Origin of the sequence: Nocardia crassostreae (genome assembly GCF_001613405.1) — a bacterium.
GTDB classification, from domain to species: Bacteria; Actinomycetota; Actinomycetes; order Mycobacteriales; family Mycobacteriaceae; genus Nocardia; species Nocardia crassostreae.
In genome coordinates, this window is the sequence record NZ_BDCH01000012.1 from 270871 (window position 1) to 295969 (window position 25099).

Annotated in this window: 23 protein-coding genes, 1 tRNA gene and 1 pseudogene; 17 read left to right on the top strand and 8 right to left on the bottom strand. The window is 67.4% G+C overall.

Annotated elements, in window-relative coordinates; translation table 11 throughout:
* Window positions 1–60: 60 nt before the first annotated feature.
* Window positions 61–519, top strand: a complete 459-nt coding sequence (locus NC4_RS08060; RefSeq protein ID WP_067534488.1) for a hypothetical protein — start codon at window positions 61–63, stop codon at window positions 517–519.
* Window positions 520–533: 14 nt separating this feature from the next.
* Here NC4_RS08060 and NC4_RS40010 read toward each other — a convergent pair whose 3' ends face one another.
* Window positions 534–746 (bottom strand): hypothetical protein, encoded by a 213-nt coding sequence (locus NC4_RS40010; protein ID WP_157554376.1) that lies wholly within the window; start codon window positions 744–746, stop codon window positions 534–536.
* 158 nt (window positions 747–904) lie between these two features.
* Here NC4_RS40010 and NC4_RS08065 point away from each other — a divergent pair, with 158 nt between their 5' ends.
* A complete protein-coding gene (locus tag NC4_RS08065; protein ID WP_067534491.1) occupies window positions 905–1360 on the top strand; it encodes an SRPBCC family protein in 456 nt (151 codons plus the stop codon).
* A 6-nt stretch (window positions 1361–1366) separates the two neighbouring features.
* Here NC4_RS08065 and NC4_RS08070 read toward each other — a convergent pair whose 3' ends face one another.
* Both NC4_RS08070 and NC4_RS08075 read right to left on the bottom strand, forming a co-directional pair.
* A complete protein-coding gene (locus tag NC4_RS08070; protein WP_084528846.1) occupies window positions 1367–2938 on the bottom strand; it encodes a PH domain-containing protein in 1572 nt (523 codons plus the stop codon).
* A 56-nt stretch (window positions 2939–2994) separates the two neighbouring features.
* Window positions 2995–3501, bottom strand: a complete 507-nt coding sequence (locus tag NC4_RS08075; protein ID WP_157554379.1) for a PH domain-containing protein — start codon at window positions 3499–3501, stop codon at window positions 2995–2997.
* Between the two features lie 167 nt (window positions 3502–3668).
* Between NC4_RS08075 and NC4_RS08080 the strand changes: the two genes are divergently transcribed.
* The 7 genes from NC4_RS08080 (at window position 3669) to NC4_RS08110 (ending at window position 12504) form a co-directional block, all read left to right on the top strand.
* Window positions 3669–6356, top strand: a complete 2688-nt coding sequence (locus tag NC4_RS08080; RefSeq protein WP_067535947.1) for a bifunctional FO biosynthesis protein CofGH — start codon at window positions 3669–3671, stop codon at window positions 6354–6356.
* A gap of 135 nt (window positions 6357–6491) precedes the next feature.
* On the top strand, window positions 6492–6815 hold the full coding sequence (gene fdxA, locus NC4_RS08085; RefSeq protein ID WP_067534504.1) for a ferredoxin: 324 nt from the start codon (window positions 6492–6494) through the stop codon (window positions 6813–6815).
* A gap of 7 nt (window positions 6816–6822) precedes the next feature.
* Window positions 6823–7926, top strand: coding sequence for a succinyldiaminopimelate transaminase (gene dapC / locus NC4_RS08090; RefSeq protein ID WP_067534507.1), 1104 nt, complete (start codon window positions 6823–6825; stop codon window positions 7924–7926).
* A gap of 69 nt (window positions 7927–7995) precedes the next feature.
* Window positions 7996–8069: transfer RNA gene (locus NC4_RS08095), tRNA-Asp, on the top strand.
* Window positions 8070–8200: 131 nt separating this feature from the next.
* Window positions 8201–9850 carry a GMC oxidoreductase gene (locus tag NC4_RS08100; protein WP_245721561.1) on the top strand — a complete coding sequence of 550 codons (1650 nt, stop codon included), beginning with the start codon at window positions 8201–8203 and terminating at the stop codon, window positions 9848–9850.
* 72 nt (window positions 9851–9922) lie between these two features.
* A complete protein-coding gene (gene pruA / locus NC4_RS08105) occupies window positions 9923–11560 on the top strand; it encodes an L-glutamate gamma-semialdehyde dehydrogenase (protein WP_067534513.1) in 1638 nt (545 codons plus the stop codon).
* On the top strand, window positions 11557–12504 hold the full coding sequence (locus tag NC4_RS08110) for a proline dehydrogenase family protein (RefSeq protein ID WP_067534516.1): 948 nt from the start codon (window positions 11557–11559) through the stop codon (window positions 12502–12504). Before pruA ends, NC4_RS08110 begins: the two co-directional genes overlap by 4 nt.
* Here the strand turns inward: NC4_RS08110 and NC4_RS08115 are convergent.
* Window positions 12501–13370, bottom strand: coding sequence for an oxygenase MpaB family protein (locus tag NC4_RS08115; RefSeq protein ID WP_067534519.1), 870 nt, complete (start codon window positions 13368–13370; stop codon window positions 12501–12503). The genes NC4_RS08110 and NC4_RS08115 overlap by 4 nt on opposite strands.
* A 154-nt stretch (window positions 13371–13524) precedes the next feature.
* On the opposite strand from NC4_RS08115, the gene NC4_RS08120 reads away from it, so the two are divergent.
* On the top strand, window positions 13525–14157 hold the full coding sequence (locus NC4_RS08120; RefSeq protein ID WP_067534522.1) for a TetR/AcrR family transcriptional regulator: 633 nt from the start codon (window positions 13525–13527) through the stop codon (window positions 14155–14157).
* Window positions 14158–14175: 18 nt separating this feature from the next.
* On the opposite strand, the gene NC4_RS08125 is transcribed toward NC4_RS08120, so the two are convergent.
* The 3 genes from NC4_RS08125 to NC4_RS08135 all read right to left on the bottom strand — a co-directional run bounded on the left by NC4_RS08125 (window position 14176) and on the right by NC4_RS08135 (window position 16988).
* Entirely contained in the window at window positions 14176–15033 is an 858-nt protein-coding gene (locus NC4_RS08125) for an oxygenase MpaB family protein (protein ID WP_067534525.1), read from the bottom strand.
* Between the two features lie 117 nt (window positions 15034–15150).
* A complete protein-coding gene (locus NC4_RS08130) occupies window positions 15151–16338 on the bottom strand; it encodes a Cmx/CmrA family chloramphenicol efflux MFS transporter (protein ID WP_067534528.1) in 1188 nt (395 codons plus the stop codon).
* Window positions 16339–16415: 77 nt separating this feature from the next.
* Window positions 16416–16988, bottom strand: coding sequence for a TetR/AcrR family transcriptional regulator (locus NC4_RS08135; RefSeq protein ID WP_067534531.1), 573 nt, complete (start codon window positions 16986–16988; stop codon window positions 16416–16418).
* 92 nt (window positions 16989–17080) lie between these two features.
* On the opposite strand from NC4_RS08135, the pseudogene NC4_RS08140 reads away from it, so the two are divergent.
* Window positions 17081–18512: pseudogene (locus NC4_RS08140) on the top strand (acyl-CoA synthetase).
* A 34-nt stretch (window positions 18513–18546) separates the two neighbouring features.
* Window positions 18547–18918 (top strand): PPOX class F420-dependent oxidoreductase, encoded by a 372-nt coding sequence (locus NC4_RS08145; RefSeq protein ID WP_067534534.1) that lies wholly within the window; start codon window positions 18547–18549, stop codon window positions 18916–18918.
* Between the two features lie 148 nt (window positions 18919–19066).
* On the opposite strand, the gene dapD is transcribed toward NC4_RS08145, so the two are convergent.
* A complete protein-coding gene (dapD, locus tag NC4_RS08150) occupies window positions 19067–20020 on the bottom strand; it encodes a 2,3,4,5-tetrahydropyridine-2,6-dicarboxylate N-succinyltransferase (RefSeq protein ID WP_067534537.1) in 954 nt (317 codons plus the stop codon).
* 217 nt (window positions 20021–20237) lie between these two features.
* Here dapD and dapE point away from each other — a divergent pair, with 217 nt between their 5' ends.
* The 5 genes from dapE (at window position 20238) to NC4_RS08175 (ending at window position 25033) form a co-directional block, all read left to right on the top strand.
* Complete coding sequence (gene dapE, locus NC4_RS08155) at window positions 20238–21350, top strand: succinyl-diaminopimelate desuccinylase (RefSeq protein WP_067534540.1); 1113 nt, start codon at window positions 20238–20240, stop codon at window positions 21348–21350.
* Window positions 21351–21401: 51 nt separating this feature from the next.
* Window positions 21402–22208 carry an LOG family protein gene (locus tag NC4_RS08160; protein WP_067534543.1) on the top strand — a complete coding sequence of 269 codons (807 nt, stop codon included), beginning with the start codon at window positions 21402–21404 and terminating at the stop codon, window positions 22206–22208.
* Window positions 22202–22753 (top strand): LOG family protein, encoded by a 552-nt coding sequence (locus tag NC4_RS08165; RefSeq protein ID WP_067534546.1) that lies wholly within the window; start codon window positions 22202–22204, stop codon window positions 22751–22753. Before NC4_RS08160 ends, NC4_RS08165 begins: the two co-directional genes overlap by 7 nt.
* 73 nt (window positions 22754–22826) lie before the next feature.
* A complete protein-coding gene (locus NC4_RS08170; RefSeq protein WP_067534549.1) occupies window positions 22827–24596 on the top strand; it encodes a long-chain-acyl-CoA synthetase in 1770 nt (589 codons plus the stop codon).
* A gap of 41 nt (window positions 24597–24637) precedes the next feature.
* A complete protein-coding gene (locus NC4_RS08175; RefSeq protein ID WP_067534552.1) occupies window positions 24638–25033 on the top strand; it encodes an SRPBCC family protein in 396 nt (131 codons plus the stop codon).
* Window positions 25034–25099 lie beyond the last annotated feature (66 nt).

The following is a 25099-nucleotide window of genomic DNA, read 5'->3' on the forward strand; positions in this document are numbered from 1 at the left end:
TTTCCGCTTCGCTGGAACGCGTTACTGTTCCGTCAGTACGACCCGGTACCGAGGAGAATCATGGCGGGGAACACCGAACTGGCGGCGGCGATCGAACTGGGCATCGATACGCGAATCGCCTTGGTAGCAGCGGGATTGCTGTTCATCCTGGCGTTGCTGCTGGGCGTGTGGAAATACCAGCAGATCCGCACCTCACCGGATGCGACCGCGCATGTCTACGTCGATATCGCGCATCGGGCGACCCTGCTCTATTCGTTCGCCACAGTGCTGCTCGCGGTTTTCACCGAACTCAGTGCGTGGCCCGCCGCGGTGAATCTCACTGCGGACGTGGTGATCCTGCTTTTCTTTCTCGCGGCCATCGTGGCGTATATCGTGCACGGCTGGCTGCGCGACACCACCAATCAGTACCACGGGCAGACCGATAAGGCCGGGACACATATCTCCATGGTCACGCTGATCGTGGGCGAGGTCGGCGGATTCCTGGTGCTGTTCACCGGATTTGTGGCGGGCCAGTTCTGACCGGCCGCCTCGATTCACCCCGGGAACTGGTGCACGCGGGTCTGCGGGACCACGGCCGGGGCTTGCGGGGCGGGCGGTGATACCGGAGAGGGTGGCGGTGTCGTCGAGGGTGCGGGCGATGCCGAAATCGGTGAGGACCGCGCGCTCACCGTCGCGCCCACCCCGCCCGCACCGAGCAGTCGCCCGATGACGAACCCGGCGAACACCGCCCCCGGTTGCGAACCCACTCGGATCCTGCCCGGCCGATCAACGGGCCCGGCAGCCGAATCATGCTGCGACCCTGAGTGAATGTAGCGCAACCGGCAATCTTGTGGCCCCGCTGTTTTTTCCACAGAATCCGCTGTCGTGCCCCCATTTCGGCGATCGCTCATGAAATGGTGGTGACGTGACGTCTGATGCTGAATTGGACCCCGCTGCAGTAGAGATCGGCAGTTTCTTCCCGCATGCCCCGGACACCGTCTGGTCCGCCCTGACCACCCCGGTCCTGGTCGAGCAATGGCTCATGCGCTCAACCGGTTTGACCCCCGCCGTCGGCACCCACTTCATCTTCGCCGTCCCCACCCAGCCCGCCGGTGAAATCGCCTGCGAAGTCCTCACCGCCCGCCCCGCCGAACAACTCACCCTCACCTGGGTCGACCTCCGCCCCCGCTACCCCGCCCGCTGGATAGTCGACTGGACCCTCCAACCCCAAGGCCGAGGCACCCGCCTCCTCCTCACCCAAACCGGCTTCGACATAGAGAACCGCCGCCAGAAAATGGCCCGCAACGCCATGGAACGAGGCTGGAAATCCGCCCTCACCCGCCTCCGCGACGTCCTCGACGAGAGCAGCGCCGGACGGTGAGCGTCATCAGGACGCGGGAGCGGATGTGACGGCGGGGGAGCGGCGATGGCCGAGCAGGCCGGGGGTGACCGAATCGATCAGGGGCCAAGCTTGATCGAGGGGGAGGTCGATGAGGTGGTAGCGCTTCTTTCCGGCGGCGGTGGCGGCTATGAGGGTGGATACGCCTGCGCGGCGTTGCCAGAAGGTTTGGCGGACGGTCCAGCCGATTATGCCGGGGGCTTCGAGGCAGTCGCGGTCGCGGTCTAGGGAGCCGCTGCGGGTTATGAGCCAGGTGGGGGTGGTGGGGGTGGCGGGGATTACGGCGTGGCCTAGGCCTCGGTAGCGGTCCCAGGCGAGGGCTATGGCTATGGGGATCGCTAGGAGGGTGAGGGTCCAGAGCCAGGCTGGAATGTGTACTCCGGCAAGGGATAGTGCTAGCAGCGTGGCGGCGGAGGTGGCTATGGGGGCGAGGGCGCGGGTGTAGCGGCGGCGGTGGGCGGCGGGGCCGTGGGGGGTTAGGGGGGCGGTGATGGGTGGGGGTGTGGGGAGGGTGGTGTTGTCGATGTCGGGGTGGTTGTCGAGGAGGTGGGCGAGGGTGTGGTCTACGGCGGGGCGGGGGGCCTGGGGGAGGATTTTCTGGCGGGGGTCGGTGCCGGTCATGATGGCTTCCAGTTCGGCGGCACCGGCGAGCCGCAGCAATAGGGGCTCGTTGACGGTGGCGCCGCGGAGGCGGGCCAGGTCGAGGGTTACCTGGCGGGTGGTGAAGAGGCCGTGGCGGATGTGGAGGGTTTTGCCGTCGTCCACGACCTGGAGGCGGTGGTAGGTGGCCAGGTAGCGGGCGCAGGCGGCGAGGCTGACGACTACCACCAGGGCCACGATGAGGACGGCGACGAACAGGGCGATGACCAGGGCGCCGCGATGGCCTACGGCTTGGACGGCATTCGAGTCGAAGACCACCTGGGCGATGCCGTATTGGAAGGCGAGGCCGACGATGGGGGCGATGATGGCGAAGCCGGTCAGCGAGAGGGGGGCGTAGCGGACCCAATTCGGTTGCCAGTGGGCGATTTCCACCGGCGGGCGCGGGGTGGGCTCGGGTAGGCCGTTGGATTTCACCAGGGTTGGGCCGTCGCCGGTGAGCGCTCCGGGCGTGCCCTCCGTGCCCGGGATCGGCTGGGCGTCAGGCGATTCCGTGGTCTCGCGGGTGTGGGCGAGCAGGGCGGTGCGTAGATCGGGCACCAGACTCGCGTCCAGTGAATCGAGTTTGAACTGGTCGCCGCGCTCGGCCTGCTGACCGGTGCCGATGGACAGCACCGCCAGGCCCAGCGCCCGATGCAGCAGATCCGCTTCGACGTCCACCGAGCGCACGCGGTTACGGGGGATGGACAACTTTTTTCGCTGGATCAGGCCGGTGCGGAGTTCGACATTGTCGGTGGTGATCCGGTACGTGGTGGTGAACCAGCGGGTCAGGGCCAGCGCGATGATGACGGCGACCGCGGCCAGACTCCACAGGTGATTGCCGCTCTGGGTACCCGCGATCACCGAGGCCAGCAGCACCGGGATGAAGCGGAGAAGTTCGTTGACGGGGTGGACCAACAGCATTCGGCGATCCAGGCGCTGCCAGGAGCCCGGCCGCTCGTCCGGGTGCGGCGCCTCGGTCACGTCGCGTCTCCCCGGTGCCGGGCCGCGATCTCGGTGAGCCGGGTCACCGTGACCCGCGCGTCCTCGAGTTCGAGGGCGCTGATGTGCACCGCCCCGGCCGAGGACGCGGTGGTCACGGTGACCGTGGCCAGCCCGAGCAGCCGCTCCAGCGGCCCGCGATAGGTGTCGACGGTCTGCACCCGCGTAATGGGAGCGACCCGCGATTCCTGGGTCAGCCACCCGGTGCGGGTGTAGACCGCCTCATCGGTGATCTCCCACCGATGCACCGCGTATCGCCACAGCGGCACCACGGCAATGCTGAAAACGGCCAGCACCAGCATGATTCCGAAGACCCACGCCTGCACCGCGCGCCGATCCGAATCCAGCACCGCCCACACCGCCAGCCCCGCCAGCGGAAACGTCCAGGACAGCGCGGCACTGACGGCCCACAGCAGTTTCGCGCGCGGACTGGGCCGCAGGGCCGGATCCACCATGATGCCGCCGGGTGCGGTTGGCTGGGACATGCCTGCCATGCTTCCACGACTCCCGGTTGGTTCGCTGGACATACGATCGCGCATTCCGCCCGCGCGTGCGCCACCATTATTCGGGGGCGCACGCCGGAATACTCCTCCGGTGCGCCCGGTTGCTTGCTCTTATGGTACCCGAGTCGGATCAGTCGGATGGATGGCGCATGATCGAAGACGTGACGGATCTACCGAACCCGAAACTGCCCCCGTCCGCCCCCACCGCACCCAGCCCCGCCGGTATGCGCCGGGCGCTGAGGCGGGCCCGCGACGGGGCGACCCTCAACCTCGACGAGGCGGTGGTGCTGCTGCAGGCGCGCGGCGCCGATCTGGAGGATCTGAGCGCGTCGGCGGCGCGGGTGCGCGACGCCGGATTACGTGAGGCCGGGTACGCGGCCGCGGCACTCGCGTCAAGCCCGGAGGCGGCAGCTCGCGTAACCATGCAGGGGTCGCGAGTGCCGCAATCGGATACGGCGACGCTGCCGATCACCTACTCGCGCAAGGTGTTCATTCCGCTCACCCACCTGTGCCGGGACAAGTGTCACTACTGCACCTTCGTGACGGTGCCGGGCAAGCTGCGTGCCCAGGGCAAGGGCATGTACCTGGAGCCCGACGAGGTCCTCGAGATCGCCCGCAAGGGCGCCGAATTGGGTTGCAAGGAAGCGCTTTTCACCCTCGGTGACCGCCCCGAGGAGCGCTGGCCCGAGGCCCGCCAGTGGCTGGACGAGCGCGGCTACGACTCCACCCTCGACTACGTGCGCGCCATGTCCATCCGCGTCCTGGAGGAGACGGGCGTGCTCCCGCACCTGAATCCGGGCGTGATGACCTGGGAGGAACTGTCGCGCCTCAAGCCGGTGGCCCCGTCCATGGGCATGATGCTGGAGACCACCTCCACCCGCCTGTTCACCGAACCCGGCCAGGCGCACTACGGCAGCCCGGACAAGGATCCGGCGGTCCGGCTGCGCGCGCTCACCGACGCCGGGCGGCTCTCGGTCCCGTTCACCACCGGCATTCTGGTCTGCATCGGCGAGAACCTCACCGAGCGCGCCGAATCGATCATGGCGATCCGCAAGGCGCACAAGGCCTTCGGGCACGTACAGGAGGTGATCGTGCAGAACTTCCTGGCCAAGCACGACACCGCCATGCGCAATACCCCCGATGCCGACTTCGAGGAATTCCGCGCCACCATTGCCGTGGCCCGGCTGCTGCTCGGCCCGAAGATGCGCATCCAGGCCCCGCCCAACCTGGTCTCCCTGGACGAATGCCGGGCGCTCATCGCCGCCGGTATCGACGACTGGGGCGGGGTCTCGCCGCTCACCCCCGACCACGTGAACCCGGAACGGCCCTGGCCGAATCTGGAAGTCCTGGCCCAGGTGACCGCCGAGGCCGGTTACGTCCTCACCGAGCGCCTCACCGCGCACCCGAAATACGTGCTGGCGGGCCACCCCTGGATCGACCCGCGCGTCTCCAAGCATGTTGCGGCCCTTGCCGATCCGAAGACCGGCCTGGCCCGCGAGGTCAACCCGACGGGCCTGCCGTGGCAGGGGCCCGACCATGACTGGGAGTCGGTCGGCCGCATCGATCTCAATACCGCCATCGACAGCGAGGGACGGAACACCGAGTCCCGCAGTGATTCCGGTCTCGAATCCGACGGTCTTGGCGCCTTCGGCGACTGGGAGAGCATTCGCGAACAGGTGCACGAACTGGCCGCCGCCGCGCCCGAACGCTTCGACGCCGACGTCATGTCCGCCCTGCGCGCCGCCGAACGCGATCCCGCCGGACTCACCGACGACCAGTATCTGGCCCTGGCCACCGCCGACGGCCCGGCCCTGGAAGCCGTCGCCGCACTGGCCGATCAGCTGCGCCGCGACACCGTCGGCGACGATGTCACCTACATCGTCAACCGGAATATCAACTTCACCAATATCTGCTACACCGGCTGCCGCTTCTGCGCCTTCGCCCAGCGCAAGGGCGATGCCGACGCCTTCAGCCTGAGCGCCCAGGAGGTCGCCGACCGCGCCTGGGAGGCGCATGTCGAGGGCGCGACCGAAATCTGCATGCAGGGCGGCATCGACCCGGAACTGCCGGTCACCGGCTACGCCGATCTGGTGCGCGCCATCAAACAGCGCGTCCCGGGCATGCACGTGCACGCGTTCAGCCCCATGGAGGTCGTCAATGGCGCTTCCCGCGGCGGCCAATCCATTCACGATTGGCTGTCGGCGCTGAAAGAGGCCGGGCTCGACACCATTCCGGGCACCGCCGCCGAGATCCTCGACGATGAGGTCCGCTGGGTTCTGACCAAGGGCAAACTGCCCACCTCGGCCTGGGTGGATGTCATCACCACCGCCCACAAGCTGGGCATTCGCTCCAGTTCGACCATGATGTACGGCCATGTCGACAACCCGAAGCACTGGGTCGGCCACCTGCGCGTGCTGCGCGGAATCCAGGACGAGACAGGCGGTTTCACCGAGTTCGTGCTGCTGTCCTTCGTGCACCAGAGCGCCCCGCTCTATCTGGCGGGGGCCTCGCGCCCCGGCCCCACCATCCGCGACAATCGAGCGGCACACGCACTCGCGCGCATCATGCTGCACGGGCGCATCCAGAACATTCAGACCAGCTGGGTGAAACTCGGCATCAAGGGAACGCAGCTCATGCTCAATGGCGGCGCCAATGATCTGGGCGGCACCCTGATGGAGGAAACCATCTCCCGCATGGCTGGCTCCGAACACGGATCAGCGAAGACCGTCGAGGAACTGACCGAGATCGCCACCGGTATCGGTCGCCCGGTCCGGCAGCGCACCACCACCTATGGTGTGCCGCCGCATCGGCCACCGGTCTCCCTAGTGGTTGGATAGACATAATCCAGTCAAGTTAGGGCAGGCTGACCAGTAGTAATGTTGGGGCGTCGGGATACTGTTTCGCCGGGCCGGGATACTTGTTTCGCCAGTGCGGAACGACCCCACATGTGAGGACAGACTAGGAGAGCGGCAGTGCCGTACATCATCGCTGAACCGTGCGTTGACGTGAAGGACAAGGCGTGCATCGAGGAATGCCCCGTGGACTGCATCTACGAGGGCGGCCGCATGCTGTACATCCAACCGGACGAGTGCGTGGACTGTGGTGCATGTGAACCGGTCTGCCCGGTGGAGGCGATCTTCTACGAGGACGACACCCCGGATCAGTGGAGCGGTTACGTCAACGCCAATGTCGAGTTCTTCGATGATCTCGGCTCGCCCGGCGGCGCCACCAAGGTCGGCAAGGTCGACTACGACCCGCCGTTCATCGCCGCGCTACCGTCGATGGCTTCGGAGTAGGTAGAACTTGACTGCGCCGCGTGGCCGGGTCAGTTCGCTGCTGCCCGATTTCCCCTGGGACACCATTGCTTCGGTGAAGGCGAAGGCCGCTTCGCATCCCGGCGGCATCGTGGATCTGTCCGTCGGCACGCCGGTCGATCCGGTGGATCCGCTGATCCGCACCGCCCTGGCGTCGGTGGCCGAGGTACCCGGCTACCCGACCACGCACGGCACGCCCGAACTGCGTGCGGCCGTGGTGGAATCGCTGAAGCGGCGCTTCGGCATCACCGGCATCGACCCGGCCGCGGTCCTGCCCGCCATCGGCACCAAGGAACTGATCGCGGGCCTGCCGCGACTGCTCGGCCTCGGCCCGGCCGATCTGGTCGTCATCCCCGAGGTGGCCTACCCCACCTACGAGGTCGGCGCGCTGCTGTCCGGCTCCCGCATTCTGCGCGCCGACGGGGTGACGCGGCTGGGCCCGGAATCCCCGGCGCTCATCTTCCTGAATTCGCCGTCCAACCCGACCGGCAAGGTGCTGGGCGTCGAACACCTGCGCAAGGTGGTGGAATTCGCCCGCGAGCGCGGCGCGATCCTCGCCTCCGACGAGTGCTACCTGGGGCTGCCCTGGGAGGGCCGGGCGGTCTCCATCCTCGAGGTCTCCGACGGCGATCACACCGGCCTGCTGGCCATCCACTCGCTGTCCAAGACCTCGAATCTGGCCAGCTACCGCGCCGGGTTCGTGACCGGCGATCCGGCGCTCATCGCCGAACTGCTGGAGGTGCGCAAGCACTCCGGCATGATGCTGCCGTACCCCATCCAGGCCGCCATGACCGCCGCCCTCGGCGACGACACCCACGAGGCGCAGCAGCGCGAGCGCTACCGCGCGCGCCGCGAGGTGCTGCGGAAGGCATTGCTGGCGGCCGGTTTCCGCATCGACGACTCCGAGGCGGGCCTGTACCTGTGGTCGACCCGCGGCGAACCGTGCCGCACCACCCTGGACTGGCTGGCCGAGCGCGGCATTCTCGCCGCCCCCGGCGAGTTCTACGGACCCCGCGGCGCGGAGCACGTCCGCATTGCGCTGACGGCCACCGACGAACGCATCGCGACCGCCGCTGAGCGTCTGACCAGCTGATTTCCGTTGGCAATCGGGCTCGTGCTAACGTCTACGGCGTTGCAAGGCCCGGTGGCCTGAATACTTCAAGGCCCTGTGGCGCAGTTGGTTAGCGCGCCGCCCTGTCACGGCGGAGGTCGCGGGTTCGAGTCCCGTCAGGGTCGCACACAAGCGAAAACGAAAGTCCGGTTGCTCCTGCGACCGGACTTTTTTCGTTGTTCCCCGAAACTGACACGGGCATGCTTCACAACATCTATAACAGGTTCTCATTGCACACTCGATGAGGAGCCTTTCAGTGCGTGGACTCGTGTACGAAAACTCTGGTAAGAGCCGCTATGGCAGTAACGTCAGCCGCCGGGGGTTCCTAGCTGCAACAGGTGTCATTCTGGGCGCCGCCGTCCTCGGTCGCCGGACGCTGGCGCAGGCGCTGCCGACCAAGCAGCTGGCAGACGGCGATCGGGTGCCCGCGCTCGTCATCGGCAGTGGCTACGGCGGTGCGGTGGCCGCACTGCGACTGGCGCAGGCCGGGGTGGAGGTCGCCGTCGTCGAGATGGGCATGTCGTGGACCGCGCCCGGCTCCGACGGAAAGATCTTCTGCGGCATGCTGAAACCGGACGGCCGCTCGTTCTGGCTGCGCACCCGGACCGATCAGCCCATCTCCAATTTCGCGGGCGGCGACTACAACAAGGACATCCAGAAGTACACGGGCGTACTGGATTCCGAGAAGTTCAGCGGCATCCGCGTCTACCAGGGACGCGGGGTCGGCGGCGGCTCGCTGGTGAACGGCGGTATGGCCGTCACCCCGAAGCAGGAGTACTTCGGCAGCATCCTGCCCTCGGTCGACGCCAGGGAGATGTACTCCACCTACTACCCGCGCGCCAATGCCGCCCTCGGCGTGAACAATCTCGACCAGAGCTGGTTCGAGGACGCCGAGTGCTACAAGTACGCGCGCGTGGGCCGCAAGCACGCCGAGCGCTCCGGCTTCGCCTGGACCTTCGTGCCCAATGTCTACGACTTCGACTACATGAAGCAGGAGCAGGCGAACCAGGCCACGCGCTCGGCGCTGGCGTCGGAGGTCATCTACGGCAACAACTACGGCAAGAACTCCGTCGACAAGACCTATCTGGCCGAGGCGGTGGCCACCGGCAAGGTCGGCATCGCGCCCCTGCACCAGGTCACGGCCGTCTCGCCGACCGAGGGCGGATACAAGGTCGAGATGAAGCAGCTCGACACCGGCGGAGCCACCGTGGCGACCAAAGCGGTTGTGGCGCAGCGCGTGTTCTTCGCGGCGGGCAGCGTGGGCACGAGCAAGCTGCTGGTGGCCATGAAGGCCCAGGGCAAACTGCCCGATCTACCGGACACCGTGGGATCCAACTGGGGCAACAATGGCAATGTGATGGTGGCGCGGGCCAATCACATGTGGGACGACACCGGCAGCCTGCAATCCTGTATCCCCTGCCTGGGCATCGGCAACTGGGCCGATACCGCCGGACCGGTCTTCGCCGAGGTCTCGCCCATTCCGGCCGGGCTGGAGACCTTCATCAGCCTGTACCTGGCCATTACCAAGAACCCCAACCGCGGCAAGTTCACCTTCAACTCGGGTACCGGCGGCGTGGACCTGAACTGGCAGACCGGCTGGGCGCAGCCCAGTATCGATGCCGCCAAACGGGTCTTCGACAAGATCAACAAGAAGGAGGGGACCATCTACCGGACCGATCTGTTCGGCCTGTACAAGACCTGGGGCGACGATTTCACCTATCACCCGCTCGGCGGTTGCGTGCTCGACCAGTCCACCGACAATTACGGGCGGCTGACCTCCTATCCGGGCCTGTACATCATCGACGGCTCGCTGATTCCGGGCAGCACCACGGTCAATCCCTTCGTCACCATCACCGCGCTGGCCGAACGCAATATCGAGCAGATAGTCGCGACGGATTTACGGTAGCTGCGCGGATACGCCGGAAGGAGCTGGCGCGTTCCTCCCTGCTCGGCGGCAAAGTTCGCGATAGCCTGGGATATGGACGCTGTCACGGTTGTCCCCGCCCCGACCAATGAACCGGTGCACAGCTACGCACCGGGCAGCCGGGAACGAGAGCTGCTGTCGGCCAAGCTCGCTGAGCTTTCCGCTGCATCGGTGGACGTACCACTGGTGATCGGCGGAAAGCATCAGCCTGGTACCGGCGAGCGGTTCGACATCACCATGCCGCATCGTCATCGGCAGGTGCTGGGGACCTATACGAACACCACACACGACGAGGGCCGGGCGGCCATCGAGGCCGCCACGGCCGCCGCGCCGGGCTGGCGGGCGCTGCCCTTCGAGGAACGGGCCGCCGTCCTGCTCCGGGCGGCGGATCTGCTGGCCGGGCCATGGCGGGAAACCATTGCCGCCGCAACGATGCTCGGCCAATCCAAGACCGCGCAGCAGGCCGAGATCGACGCGCCCTGCGAACTGGTGGACTTCTGGCGCTTCAATGTGGCGTTCGCGCGGGAGATCCTGGCGCAGCAACCGGAATCCGCCGCGGGGGTGTGGAATCGGATGGACTATCGGCCCCTGGAAGGGTTCGTGTACGCCATCACCCCGTTCAACTTCACCGCCATTGCCGGGAATCTGCCCACCGCACCGGCCCTGATGGGCAATACCGTGGTGTGGAAACCCTCGCCCACGCAGACGCTTTCGGCCTTCTACACCATGCGGCTGCTGGAGGCCGCGGGCCTGCCGCCCGGCGTGATCAATATGGTGACCGGTGACGGGGCGCAGCTGTCGGAGATCGCACTGGCCGATTCCCGGCTGGCGGGCATCCATTTCACCGGCTCCACCCGTACCTTCCAGTTCCTGTGGCAGTCGGTCGGCGCGAATATCGGCCGCTACCAAGGTTATCCGCGATTGGTCGGCGAGACCGGCGGCAAGGATTTCATTGTCGCCCACTCCTCGGCGGATCCGGATGCGCTGCGCACGGCCCTGATTCGCGGCTCCTACGAGTATCAGGGGCAGAAGTGCTCGGCGGCCTCCCGCGCCTATATCGCCAAATCCGTCTGGCGCAGTATGGGTGAGGACTTCCTGGCGCAGGTCGAGGAGCTCACCTACGGCGATGTCGCCGATCTGTCGAATTTCGGTGGGGCGGTGATCGACAAGCGCGCCTACGACAAGAATGTGGCCGCCATCGCCAATGCCCGCAGCCGCGGCCTGACTATTCCGGCGGGCGGCGTCTACGACGATGCGGAGGGCTGGTTCATCCGGCCGACCGTGCTACTCGGCGATGATCCCGGCGACGAAGCCTTCGCCACCGAGTATTTCGGCCCGGTGCTGTCGGTGCACGTCTACGACGACAGCAGTCCGGACAGCTTCGCGACCATGCTCGCCACCGTCGAGTCCACCTCGCCGTACGGTCTCACCGGCGCGATCTTCGCCCGGGACCGGCACGCGGTCGAACACGCCGCCACCGCTTTGCGTTTCGCGGCGGGCAACTTCTACATCAATGACAAGCCCACCGGCGCGGTCGTCGGCCAGCAGCCCTTCGGCGGTGCGCGCGCATCCGGCACCGACGACAAGGCGGGCTCCCCGCTCAACCTGCTGCGCTGGGTCGCACCGCGCACCCTCAAGGAAACCTTCGTTCCGCCAACCGATTACCGCTACCCGCACATGGAGACGCGATGAATCCGCTGCGGCCGGTCATTCTGGCCGCGGCGAATTCGCCGAAGCTGAAGCGGGCGGTGACGCGCACGCCGCTCACCGCCGCCGTGGTCCGCCGCTTCGTGGCGGGGGAGACGCGCGCCGAACTGGTCCCCGTGGTGCGGGACCTGCTGGCCGGCGGCCGCATGATCAGCGTGGACTTCCTGGGTGAATACACCACCGAGCGCGCCATGGCCGATGCCGCTGTCGCGGAATACGTTTCGCTCATCGACGACCTGGCCGCCCTGGAGGCCGCCGACACCACGGTCCCCGGCGTCGAGGTCTCGGTGAAGCTCTCCGCCCTGGGGCAGTCCCTCGGCCAGGACGGCCCGGCCATTGCCGTGGAGAACCTGCACAAGCTGTGCGCCAAGGCCGACGAATCCCGGGTCTGGGTGACCGTCGACGCCGAGGACCACACCACCACCGAGGAGACCCTGGAGGCGGTCCGCCAGCTGCGCGCCGAATTCCCGTGGCTGGCCGTGGCGGTCCAGACCTACCTGCGCGGTTCGGAGGACCGGCTGCGTGAACTCGCGGCCGCGGGCGCCCGAATCCGCCTGTGCAAGGGCGCGTATCAGGAACCCGAGACCGTGGCCTTCCAGCGCGCCGCCGAGGTGGACGCCTCCTACTTGCGCTGTCTGGACGTCCTCATGCGCGGCAAGGGCTATCCCATGATCGCCTCGCACGATCCGGCCATGATCGACGCCGCCCTGACCCTCGCCGTCGAACAGCACCGCACCCCGGCCGATTTCGAGTTCCAGATGCTGTTCGGCATTCGGGATGCCGAACAGCGGCGGCTGGTGCGCGAGGGCCATGGGCTGCGCGTGTACGTCCCCTACGGCGGCCAGTGGTACGGCTATCTCATGCGGCGGCTCGCCGAACGTCCGGCCAATCTGGGCTTCTTCCTGCGTGCCCTGACCGAAGGGGGTTAGACCAGCGGGCGGCCCAGGCGGCGGCGAATGCGCATATCGGTCAGATAGAAGTTGAATGGGAACAGCCGCAGGGGCGTCGGTATGCGCGTCCACACGGCCGAGATCATGCGCAGCAGCAGGGTGAAGGCGCGTTCGTCGCGGGCGGTCCACGACATGTTCATCTCGTCGCGCAGATGTTGCGGCAGCAGCGCGGTGACCAGGAAGCGGTGCAGCCCGCCCAGGAGGAGCGGGAAGGGAACCGGCAGCATCTTCAGATCGGCCAGATCGTTGAAGTACGTGCGGGTGGTGTCGTCGATGGTGCGCTGGGCGAGGTTCTCCTCCCAGTACGCGTAGAACTCGTCGCGGGTGGTGGGCCACATCTCCGGGCGCATCTGTAGGCTGGTGCCCAGGCGCGCGCTGTACTGGTAGAAGGCCTCGGCCACATCCGGTTTCATGGGCCCGCGCATGCGCAGGTGCATATCGTCGAAGCCCCAGAAGATGCTGGCGGCTACCCACAGCTGCAGGTTCGGATCGAAGGCGTTGTACTTCACCGGACTGCCGGGCTTGGTGCGGATGGTGCGGTGCGAGTGATTGACGGCCTCGCGGTAGTCCCGGCGATCGTCCTCGGTGCCGAGCATGGCGACGGCGAGGTAGGTCAGGGTCGTGCGGAGCCGCTTGATGGGATGCACCATGACGCTGCCGCTGTGCACCTCGCTCTCCATGACGCCGTAGGCGACCGGTTTGAGCGAGAGCTGCATGACGACATTGGCCGCGCCCGCCATGAAGGATGCGATGCCGTCGATGTGCTCGCGGACTGTTTCGGGGGTCAGGGGCTCGAACGTCGCAATCGGCCGGTACTCATCGAATTCGCGCAGGGGGGCAGTCATCGTCGACTAGACTCCTCGTCGTCACTCCTCGGCGCTGAGGAGAGTGTGAGAATGTTCTCCTCTCACCCTCTCACCCTCTCATCGAGGTGATCAACTGTCAATGTGCGATGATTGGTGCCTCATCGTATCTTCGCGACCGGAAAGGGCTCGGACCATGGCCAAGCTGGCCAAACTGCTCCCGCTCGTGCGCGGATCCGGTCCGGAGGACCGGAATCAGGCGAAGGTTCTCGATGCCGCGTTGGTGGCCTTTCTCGATTTCGGGATCAAGCGGACGAGCATGGTCGAGGTGGCCCGGCGCGGTGGGCTGTCGCTGGCGACGCTGTATCGGCGCTATGCCGGAAAGAACGATCTGATCCAGGCGGTCGGGCTGCGCCAGGCCCGGCAGTTCATTGCCGACGCTGATGCCGCCATTCGGGCCGAGGTCGAGCGGGATGCCAGTGCCGAGGATCAGATCGTCGCGCTGTTCATCGCCTTCATCGAGGGGCTGCGCGGGAATCAGCTGCTGGATCGGCTGTTGAAGACCGAACCGGAGATCGTGCTGCCGTACCTCACGGTGCAGGGCGCGCCCGTCATCGAGATGGGGCGCGACTATCTCGCCGAGTTCATCGCCCGCCTGCAGGCGGAAGGCAAACTGCCCGAATGCGATCCGCTGCCGCTCGCCGAGATGATCGCCCGCGCGGCACTGTCGCTGGCGCTCACGCCGCAGACCGTGATTCCGCTCGGCGATCCGGCGGCCCTGCGCCGCTTCGCGCGCGATCATGTGGTACCGGGCTTCCGGATCATTTGAGCCGGAAGCCGTTTCGCCTCAGACCAGGCGCAGGCCGAGGCGGCGGCGCACACGCATATCCAACAGGTAGTAGTTGAGCGGGAAGCTGCGCACGGGGACCGGAAGCACGGATTCGGCCGCGCCGATCGCCTTCAATGTCGTGGCGAGCAAACGATCCTGGCGGGGTGACCAGGTCGCGCCCATCTCATTGCGCAGATGCGGGGGCAGCAGGCCGATGACGAAGAAGCGGTGCACGCCGCCGAAGGCCAGCCGGAAGGGGAGCGGCAGCATCTTCAGGTCGATGAGGTCGTCGAAATAGGCGCGGATCTTGGGATCGATGACGGTCTTGGCGAGGTTCTCCTCCCAATACCGGTCGAAGGCAACACGATCCGCGGGCCACATCTCCGGGCGCATCTGCAAGGTGGTGCCCAGCCGGGCGGCGTAGTGATAGAACGCGTCGGCATCGGGCTCGCTCATCGGGCCGTGCATGCGCTCGTACAGGTCCCGCGCGCCCCAATACAGGCAGGCCGCCACCCAGAGCTGGAGATTCGGGTCGAAGGCGTTGTACTTCACCGCACTTCCGGCGGGGGAGCGCACGTATTTGTGCACCGAGTCGACGGCTTCGCGGTAGGCCGCCCGCTCGTCCTCGCTGCCCAGCATGGCGACCGCCAGATACGTGATGGTGGTGCGCAGCCGCTTGATCGGATGGATAATCACATTGCCGGTCTCCACCGGGGACTCCACCACGCCGTAGCCGACGGGCCGGTTGGAGAGCTGCATGATGACGTTCGCGGCCCCGCCGAGCAGGCCGACCGCGCCGTCGAGGAACTGCCGGATATCGATCGGCGGCGATTCGCCTACTGCGTGTGCGGGCGTTGCACGAAGCGGCCTGGTCATCGTTGACCCCATCCTCGCGGTGAGAAGGTTATATACGAACTTTCTTACCCACTCGGCTCACCTGTCAACCGACTTGGCCGCTTCGTGCCCGCTTCGTGTCTTACCCGCCGGTACCGGTCAGTGCGCGGGCTGCAATTCGGCCCGCTCGATCCGGACGCCGGTGCTCCGCCGCCGCAGGGCCGCGGCCCAGACGATGGTGGCGAGGGCGAGCACGCCCAAACCCGCGCCGATCCACGCGACCGACGGGTATCCGAAGCCCGCGCCAATGGCGAGACCGCCCAGCCACGGCCCGACCGTGATGCCGACATTGAAGGCCGAGAAGTTTACCGCGGTGGCCAGCGTCGGGGCCGCGCCCGCCAGCGTGAACACATTCGTGTTGAGCGCCGGATTGGTCGAGAATCCGAAGGCCCCCAACAGGAAAGACAACACCACGACGGGCAGGGCGGCGGTCGCGGTGAGCGCCAGCGCCGAGGCGATGACGATGACGCCGAGCACGCCCGCGATCAAGGTCCGATAGGGATTCGCGTCCGCCGTGCGTCCGCCGACGGTAATGCCGAGCAGCGCGCCGAAACCGTAGACCGCGAGCACCGCCGGAACCCAGCCCGCGGACAACCCGGTCGTCTCGGTGAGCAGCGTGCCGAGGTAGGCGAAGATGACCAGCAGCGCACCCGTGGACACCGCGGTCGTGCTGTAGGACAACCAGAGTCGCGGATTGGCCATGGCGCGCACCTCGCTCCGCAGATCCGGCACGCTGTCCGGGCGTCCGCCGGGAATGGTGGCCGCCACGCCCGCCATGGTCAGCGCCGACAGGATGGCCACCGCCCAGAACGCGCCGCGCCAGCCGAAGTGCTGGCCGATCACCGTGCCCGCGGGCAGACCGGCGATGGTGGCGATGGTGAGACCGCCCGCGACAATGCTCATGGCCTTACCGCGCGCGTTCTCCGGCACCAGGCTCAAGGCCGTGGTCGCCGCGACGGCCCAGAATCCCGCATAGACGAAGGCGCCGATCACCCTGGTGCCGAACAACACCCAGTAGCCGGGCGTCAGCGCGGCCACCACGTGCGCGGCAATGAAGATCGCGAGAAAGGCCAGCAGTGCGGTGCGCCGCGGCCAGCGCAGCGTGACGACCGCCAGCACTGGCGCGCCGACCAGCATGCCGACGGCGAACGCCGAAATCAGCAGTCCGGCTTGTGGAATGGTGACGCTGAGATCGGTGGACAGCTGCGTGAGCAGGCCGGAGAGCATGATCTCCGAGGTGCCCTGGGCGAAGATGGAGAATCCCAGGATGTAGACGGCTAATGGCATCGGGTACCTCACTAGTTCTGGACTGATCTGCACAAAACGGGAGCATGGGAAAAGCCCCGGGGGTGAAAAGTCTTGGATTACAGGGCGTTCAGGGCCGTCGTCGCAATGGCGTTCAGGGTCTCGCGGTCCGCACCGCCGCGCGCGGTCACGCGCATACCGCCGATGGTGGCCATGACGAACCGAGCGAGATCCCGGGCGTCCCCGGTGTTGCCGAAGTCGCCGTCGCGCTGACCGCCGCGTATGACATCGGTGATGGTGTCGAGACGGCGTCGCTCGTCCGCGCGCAGGAGGGCGGCGATCTCCGGATCGTGCGGCGCGAGCTCGACGAGCGAGTTGACCACCAGGCAGCCGACCGGATCGTCCTCGGGAGCGTCGATCACCTGCCAGAGCAGGGCGCGAATCTTCTCCCGGGCCGGTGTGTCGGCGTGCAGCAGCTCGAAGATGGTGTCGTTCTTGGTGTTCATGTAGTGCCGCAGGGCCCGCTCGAAGAGGTCGTGCTTGCTGGCGAAGGTGTTGTAGATACTGCTGCGGCCCAATCCGGTGGCCGCGCACAGCGCCTGGGTGGAGGTGCCCTCGTATCCGGTGGTCCAGAACGCGCGCATGGCGGCGTCCACCGCCCGGTCCTCGTCGAATGCCCTCGGTCGTGCCATGCGGCTCACGCTAACACATTTTGGACAGATCAGTGCAAAACTGGGGCGAAATGCGGTCCCGGTAGCGTGAACGCGTGTCGTACGGGTCGCCGCTGTTGTTGAGTTCGCTGAATTCGGCCGCCGTGGCCGCCGGAGCCGATATTCCCGACGCCGTCACCATCGAGGGCGTCACGCTCTCGCGCAGTGATCTGCTGGGCGCCGCCACCTCGGTCGCCGAGCGCGTGGCGCGGGCCGATCGGGTGGCGGTGCTGGCCGAGCCGACCGTGGCCACCGTGCTGGCGGTGGTCGGCTGCCTCATCGCGGGCGTCACCGTGGTGCCGGTGCCGCCGGATGCCGGAAGCGCGGAACTGGCGCACATCCTGAACGAATTCGGGCGCGCAGGCCTGGCTCGGAAAGGCGCCGGAGGGCTCGGATCTGCCCGTGGTGCCGGTGCGCAAGCATTCGCGCTCGTGGCACACCTATGCCGAACCCGACCCGGGCGCAACGGCTTTCATTCTCTACACCTCCGGCACCACGGGCGCGCCCAAGGGTGTGATGCTCAGCCGCCGCGCCATAGCCGCCGGGCTCGACGCCCTCGCCGAAGCCTGGCAATGGACGTGGAAAGACACGCTGGTGCACGGGCTTCCGCTGTTCCACGTGCACGGGCTCATCCTCGGTGTGCTGGGCCCGTTGCGGATCGGCAGCCCGCTGATCCACACCGGCAAGCCCACGCCGCGGGCGTATGCCGAGGCGCACGGCACCATGTACTTCGGCGTGCCCACCGTCTGGTCCCGCGTGGTCGAAGAACCGGATGCGGCACGGGAATTGGCCAAGGCGCGGGTGCTCGTCTCCGGGAGCGCGCCGCTGCCCGTCCCGGTCTTCGAGCGCCTGCGCGAACTCACCGGTCAGGCCCCGCTCGAGCGCTACGGCATGAGCGAAACCATGATCACCATCTCCACCCGGCCCGATGGCGAACGCCGCCCCGGCTGGGTCGGCGCCCCGATCGCCGGGGTCGAGACCCGCCTGCGCGACGAGGCGGGCAATCCCGTTGCGCACGACGGGGAGAGCGTCGGCGGACTCCAGGTGCGCGGCCCCATGCTCTTCGACGGCTACCTGAACAAGCCCGAGGTCACCGCCGAGAACTTCACCGCGGACGGCTGGTTCAAGACCGGCGATGTCGCGGTCATCGACGCCGAGGGCTTCCACCGCATTGTCGGCCGGGAGTCGGTCGACCTCATCAAATCCGGCGGCTACCGCATCGGCGCGGGCGAGATCGAGACCGCGCTGCTCGGCTTGCCCGAGGTCGCCGAGACCGCGGTCGTCGGCGTCCCCGACGATGATCTGGGCCAGCGCATCGTCGCCTACGTGGTGCTGCGGAACGGCATCGCCGATTCGGCCGACCTGCGGCAGCAATTGATCGACCATGTGGCGGACCAGCTTTCGCTGCACAAGCGCCCGCGGGAAGTGCGCGTGGTGGACAGCCTGCCGCGCAATGCCATGGGCAAGGTGCAGAAGAAGCAGCTGCTCCAGAAAGTGCGGTCTTGACCTCGAGTGCACTCGAGATCCTACCGTCGCAGGCATGATCGCACGACTGACCCCCGCCCAGATCGACTACCTCGAGAGCCAGCTGCTCGGCCGCCTGGCCACCGTGCGCCCCGACGGCTCCCCGCAGAACAACCCGGTCGGCTTTCGCTACAACGCCCCGCTCGGCACCATCGATATCGGCGGCTACCGCATGGGCACCACCCAGAAGTTCCGCAACCTGGCCAAGGAGGAACGCGTCTCCCTCGTCGTCGACGACGTCGTCTCGACCAACCCCTGGACCGTACGCTGCCTCGAAATCCGCTGCACCGCACAAGCATTGAAAGACGTGGACCCCTACGCCCAGGGCATGTCCCGCGAACTCATCCGCCTCACCCACGAGCGCGTCTTGGCCTTCGGCATCGAATAGCTAGCTTGCATCCGAAGGCGACAACTGATTTCGTGCGGTCCGGGTAACTCGTCGGGTACGTCCAAAATCGGTGTGTCTCCCAACCGCTGGCACGCGTTGCCAACGGTCGGCGGCTCTCAGCCGGGCGCTGAAGTCTCGGGGAGGCGGATCAGTTGGCGTGCAGGTCGGCATTCAGCTCGATGCCGGTGCCCTTGTGCGCCACCACTTCCACCGCGCCGGTGACCGAATTGCGGCGGAACAGCAGGTTGGACTTGCCGCTCAGGTCGGCGGCCTTGATGACCGCGCCGTCGGGCAGGGTGACCTTGGTGCCCGCGGTGACGTAGAGGCCCGCCTCCACCACGCAGTCGTCGCCGAGGGAGATGCCGATACCGGCATTGGCGCCCAGCAGGCAGCGCTCGCCGAGGGAGATGACCTGCTTGCCGCCGCCGGACAGGGTGCCCATGATGGACGCGCCGCCGCCGATATCGGAGCCGTCGCCGACCACCACACCGGCCGAGATGCGGCCCTCGACCATGGAGCTGCCGAGCGTCCCGGCATTGAAGTTCACGAAACCCTCATGCATGACCGTGGTGCCCGAGGCCAGATGGGCGCCCAGGCGCACGCGATCGGCGTCGGCAATGCGCACGCCCGAGGGGACCACGTAGTCGACCATGCGCGGGAACTTGTCCACGCCGTACACGGTCACGGGGCCGCGAGCGCGCAGCCGCAGCCGGGTCAGCTCGAACTCCTCCAGCGAGCACGGGCCGAAGTTGGTCCACGCCACATTGGCGAGCAGGCCGAACACGCCGTCCAGATTCGCGCCGTGCGGGCGGACCAGGCGATGCGAGAGCAGCTGCAGGCGCAGGTACGCGTCATGGGTGTCCACCGGCGCCGCCGCCAGATCCGCAATGGTCGTGCGCACCACGACCAGCTCGACCCGGCGCTCCTTGTCCGCGCCCGCCAGCGCGGCGAACTTGGCGTACTCGACATCCGAGGCATCCAGGCGCTGCGTCCCGGCCTCGGCGAATTCTCCCAGCTCCGGGTACGGGTACCAGGTGTCCAGCACCGTCCCGTTCTCGGTGATGGTGGCGAGTCCGACTGCTACTGCTCCCTGAGTGCTCACGGTCAGGAAGGTTACCGTGCCGGAGTCGGCTACTGACCGCACGCCCAGATCCCAAACACCAAGCACCGGGCAAGCCGGCGATGTGAAAGACGTGCAGGGTTCGCGGCCGTCTCGATTCTGGACTGAGTGGAGCGGGGGAGCGAAGCGGAGGAGCGGAGGGAGGGAAGAATCGAGACTTCGGGGCCGCGAACCAGCCCGGAGCGAAGCGGAGGGCAAAATGGATACAGTGACCATCGATCTGAGCGCCGATCCCATCGACCTTGCCGCCGCTCTGGTGGACATTCCCAGCGTCTCCAAGGACGAGGCGCGCATCGCCGATGTGGTGGAGCTGGCGCTGCGCGAGCAGATTGAGGGGTTCGAGATCGTGCGGCACGGCAATACCGTGCTGGCCCGCACCGATCGCGGGCTGCCGACCCGGGTCATTCTGGCCGGACATCTCGATACCGTGCCCATTGCCGACAATGTGCCGAGCCGCTTCGAGGTCGGGCCGGACGGCGAACGGCAGCTGTGGGGCTGCGGCACCGTGGACATGAAATCCGGTGACGCGGTCTTCCTGCACCTGGCCGCCACCGTCGCCGAGCCGGTGCACGATCTGACGCTCATCTTCTACGACTGCGAGGAGATCGCCTCGGAGTTCAATGGCCTCGGCCGCATCGAACGCGAACTGCCCGACTGGCTGGACGGCGATCTGGCCGTACTCGGCGAACCCTCCGGCGGCTGGGTCGAGGCCGGATGCCAGGGCACCCTGCGGGTGCGGCTCACCACCGCGGGCGTGCGCGCGCACAGTGCGCGAGCCTGGCTGGGCGACAATGCCATTCACCGCCTCGCGCCGGTGCTCGAGCGGCTCGCGAACTATCGGGCGCGGGAGGTGGACATCGACGGCTGCGTGTATCGCGAGGGCCTGTCCGCGGTCCGCGTCTCCGGCGGGGTGGCGGGCAATGTGGTCCCGGACGTCGCCGAGGTGGACGTGAACTTCCGTTTCGCGCCCGACCGCACCCTGGAGCAGGCCACCGACCATGTCCGCGAGGTCTTCGCCGGGCTGGAACTGGGCTTCGAACGCACCGACGGCGCACCGGGGGCGCTGCCGGGTCTCTCGGCGCCCGCCGCCAAGGATCTCATCGAGATCGTGCACGGGCACGGCAGCGGCGGCGTCCGCGCCAAGTACGGCTGGACCGATGTGTCCCGCTTCGCCGCGCGCGGCATTCCGGCCATCAACTTCGGCCCGGGCGATCCCAATCTCGCCCACAAGCGCGACGAGCACCTGCCGGTCGACCAGATCACCCAGGTCACGTCCATGCTGCGCAGCTATCTGACGGGCGACAAAAACTGATCGATTCGGCACGTTCCCCTGGACGCAACCCGGCACGGGTAGGTTGGCTGCATGTCTGCTGAGGCTGAATTTCCCAGCGCCGGTACGGCGAAGTCCCCCCGGTTCCGCGGTCCGATAATGCTGCGGCGGGATCGGAAGAAGGATATCGGGACCACCGATCAGCACCTGCTGGATTCGCGGGACGCGGCCGATTGGGTGCATACCGATCCGTGGCGCGTATTGCGCATTCAAGCCGAATTCGTCGAGGGCTTCGGCGCTTTGGCGGAGGTGCCGCGCGCGGTGGCGGTCTTCGGCTCGGCGCGCACCGCGCCGGATCATCCGGAATACCAGGCGGGCATGGCGATCGGCGGTGCGTTGGCGCGCGCCGGATTCGCCGTCATCACCGGCGGCGGGCCGGGCGCCATGGAGGCCGCCAATCGCGGCGCCTCGGAGGCGGGCGGCTATTCCATCGGCCTGGGCATCGAGCTGCCGTTCGAACAGCATCTCAACGAGTGGGTCGACCTCGGGATCAACTTCCGGTATTTCTTCGCCCGCAAGACCATGTTCGTCAAGTACTCCGAGGCATTCATCTGCCTCCCGGGCGGTTTCGGCACCCTGGACGAGCTGTTCGAGGCGCTGACGCTGGTGCAGACGCGCAAGATCACCCGCTTCCCGATCATTCTGTTCGGCACCAAATACTGCGCGGGCCTGGTGGATTGGATGCGCGACTCGCTGCTCGGCTCGGCCAAGATCGCACCCGGTGACATGAGCCTGCTGCACGTCACCGACAGCGTGGACGAGGTCGTGCAGATCGTCCTGCAGGCGGCGCGGGCGCGCGCCGAGATGCAGGACGCCGAGGTGGTGACCGACGAGTGGTGAGCGAACCGTATGCGGTGTGCGTGTACTGCTCGGCCAGCGCCGCCGATCCGGCCGCGCTGGACCTGGCCACCCGGGTCGGCGCCGAAATCGGCCGCCGCGGTTGGCAATTGGTCTCCGGCGGCGGCTGCGTGTCCATGATGGGCGCGGTGGCCGCGGCCGGGCGGGCGGCCGGGGCCGCGACCGTCGGCGTCATCCCGAAGAAGCTGGTGCACCTGGAGGTCGCCGATACCGACGCCGACGAGCTGATCGTCGCCGACACCATGCGCGAGCGCAAGCAGGTCATGGACGATCGCGCCGACGCCTTCCTGACCCTGCCCGGCGGCATCGGCACCCTCGAGGAATTGTTCGAAACCTGGACCGGGGCATACCTGGGCGTGCAGGACAAGCCGGTGGTGGTGCTCGATCCCGACGGTCACTACCGCGGCATGTTCGACTGGATCGAGGAATTGCGCGGCCGCGGCTATGTGGGTCGCGAGGCTCTCGACCGGGTCGTCCGGACCGCCGATTTCGACGAGGCCTTCGCCGCGCTGCGCCCCGAACTGTGACCTGGCTCTCGACAATTCGGACACTATCCGCAAGGGTGTCGGGTGAGCACGACCCGGTGAGGAGCACGACGCAGTGAATACCGATGCCCACACGACAGTCAGCCTGCTGGACCTGGCCCGCAGCCTGCCCGGTATGGCCGCGCAGGCGCCGGGCATGGTGCGCAGCGCCGCGCACATGCTGGTGAAGTCCGGCGACAGGGCGTCCATCGGGCTGGCCTTCCAGCGCGCCGCCGCCAAGCATCCGGATCGGCCGTTCCTGCGCTTCGAGGGCCGCGAATACTCCTGGGGCGAAGCCAATTCCGTGGTGAACCGGTATGCGAGCGTCCTGGGCGCGCGCGGGGTGAAACGCGGTGACGTGGTCGGCATCCTCATGGTCAACCGGCCCGAGGCGCTGCTGACCGTGCTGGCCGTCGTGAAACTCGGCGCCACCGCCGGACTCATGAACCACAATCAGCGAGATACCGTGCTGCAGCACAGTTTCGGGCTGCTGAACTCGGTGGTCGACGTGATCGGCGAGGAGTGCGCCGATGCCGTGGCGACGCTCGCCCAGGCCCGCCCGAATGTGCTCTGGTCGCAGGAGATGGAGGCGGCCGCGCACACCGCCGATGCGCGCAATCCCGCTGTGACCGAACAGATCACCGCCCGCGAGCGGGCCTACCTGATCTTCACCTCGGGCACCACCGGCCTGCCCAAGGCCAGCGTCATGACCCACCTGCGCTGGATCAAGGCCATGGCGGGCATCGGCGGGCTCGGCGTGCGGCTGCGCGGCGACGACACCCTCTACTGCTGCCTGCCGCTCTATCACAACAACGCGCTCACCGTGGCGCTGGCCTCGGTGATCTCCGGCGGCTCGACTTTCGCACTGGGACGCAAGTTCTCGGCCTCCCGCTTCTGGGACGAGGCCATGGCCAACCGGGCCACCGCCTTCGTCTACATCGGCGAGTTCTGCCGCTATCTGATCAACCAGCCGCCCAAGCGCACCGACCGGCTGCACACGGTCCGCCTCGCCGTCGGCAACGGCCTGCGCCCGGAGCTCTGGGACGAGTTCCGGGAACGCTTCGGCATCAAGCGCATTGTCGAGTTCTACGGCGCCAGTGAGGGAAACGTCGCCTTCATCAATGCCTTCACCGTCGACAAGACCGCGGGCTTCACCCCGCTGCCGTACGCGGTCGTCGAATACGACGACGCCACCGGCAAGGCCAAACGCGGTCCCGACGGCAGACTGCACCGCGTCCGCACCGGCGGCACCGGCCTGCTGCTGTCCAAGGTCACCACGCGCTCACCCTTCGACGGCTACACCGACTCCGCCGCCACCGAGGCCAAACTCGTGCGCGACGGCCTGCGGCCGGGCGATTGCTGGTTCGACACCGGCGATCTCGTGCGTGATCAGGGCTGGGGTCATATCGCCTTCGTGGACCGGCTCGGCGACACCTTCCGCTGGAAGGGCGAGAATGTCGCCACCACCGAGGTGGAGGGCGCCTTCGATGGCATCGACGCCGTCACCCAGGCGGTCGTCTACGGCGTCGACATCCCGGGCGCCGACGGTAAGGCGGGCATGGCGGCGGTGACCCTGCACGAGGATGCGAGCTTCGACGGTCTCGTCGCGGCCAAGGCCCTCACCGAGCGTCTGCCTGCCTACGCGGTACCGCTCTTCATTCGTGTGGTGGCGGAGCTCGAACAGACCTCCACCTTCAAGAGCCGCAAGGTGGAACTGCGCAAACAGGGGTACGCACCCGACGGCGAGAGCACCGTCTACGTGCTGGCCGGGCGCACCGACGGGTATGTCCCGTTCTATTCGGATTACCCCGCCGAAGTGGCCGCGGGCCAGGTCCCGCGCCTGTGAACCCTTGACTCTCCCGTAACGGGAGACCCGAGGCTGAGTCCATGACGACAATCCGTAGGGAGATCAGCCTCGACATCCACCCGGACAAGGTCTGGGACGCGGTGCGCGACATCGGCTCCGCCCATCGGCTGTTCCAGGGTGTGCTGACCGACTCCTCTCTCGACGGCGATATCCGGGTCGTGACGTTCGCCAATGGCCTCGTGGCTCGCGAGGTGGTGGTGAGCCTCGACGATGCCGCCCGGCGCTTCGTCTACTCGGTGGTGGAGGGCATGCCCGGACTCACGCATCACAATGCCTCCATGGAGGTGCTGGCCGAGGGCTCGGACCGTACGCGTTTCGTGTGGACCACCGATGTGCTGCCCGATGACCTGGGGCCGCGTGTCGCCGAGCTGGTCGAACTCGGCATGGCGGCGCTGCGCCGCACACTGGAACGGTAGAACCGCCGTTCAGCGCCCGGTTTCGGTCGCCCGCCCAGCGGGTGGGCGACAGCGCTCGGTACAGTC

Coding starts and splice junctions, on each gene's coding strand:
- NC4_RS08060 (WP_067534488.1), top strand. CDS start 61: ATGGCGGGGAACACCGAACTGGCGGCGGCGATCGAACTGGGCATCGAT.
- NC4_RS08070 (WP_084528846.1), bottom strand. CDS start 2,938: ATGCTGTTGGTCCACCCCGTCAACGAACTTCTCCGCTTCATCCCGGTG.
- NC4_RS08075 (WP_157554379.1), bottom strand. CDS start 3,501: ATGTCCCAGCCAACCGCACCCGGCGGCATCATGGTGGATCCGGCCCTG.
- NC4_RS08080 (WP_067535947.1), top strand. CDS start 3,669: ATGATCGAAGACGTGACGGATCTACCGAACCCGAAACTGCCCCCGTCC.
- pruA (WP_067534513.1), top strand. CDS start 9,923: ATGGACGCTGTCACGGTTGTCCCCGCCCCGACCAATGAACCGGTGCAC.
- NC4_RS08110 (WP_067534516.1), top strand. CDS start 11,557: ATGAATCCGCTGCGGCCGGTCATTCTGGCCGCGGCGAATTCGCCGAAG.
- NC4_RS08115 (WP_067534519.1), bottom strand. CDS start 13,370: ATGACTGCCCCCCTGCGCGAATTCGATGAGTACCGGCCGATTGCGACG.
- NC4_RS08120 (WP_067534522.1), top strand. CDS start 13,525: ATGGCCAAGCTGGCCAAACTGCTCCCGCTCGTGCGCGGATCCGGTCCG.
- NC4_RS08125 (WP_067534525.1), bottom strand. CDS start 15,033: ATGACCAGGCCGCTTCGTGCAACGCCCGCACACGCAGTAGGCGAATCG.
- NC4_RS08130 (WP_067534528.1), bottom strand. CDS start 16,338: ATGCCATTAGCCGTCTACATCCTGGGATTCTCCATCTTCGCCCAGGGC.
- NC4_RS08135 (WP_067534531.1), bottom strand. CDS start 16,988: ATGGCACGACCGAGGGCATTCGACGAGGACCGGGCGGTGGACGCCGCC.
- NC4_RS08145 (WP_067534534.1), top strand. CDS start 18,547: ATGATCGCACGACTGACCCCCGCCCAGATCGACTACCTCGAGAGCCAG.
- dapE (WP_067534540.1), top strand. CDS start 20,238: ATGGATACAGTGACCATCGATCTGAGCGCCGATCCCATCGACCTTGCC.
- NC4_RS08160 (WP_067534543.1), top strand. CDS start 21,402: ATGTCTGCTGAGGCTGAATTTCCCAGCGCCGGTACGGCGAAGTCCCCC.
- NC4_RS08175 (WP_067534552.1), top strand. CDS start 24,638: ATGACGACAATCCGTAGGGAGATCAGCCTCGACATCCACCCGGACAAG.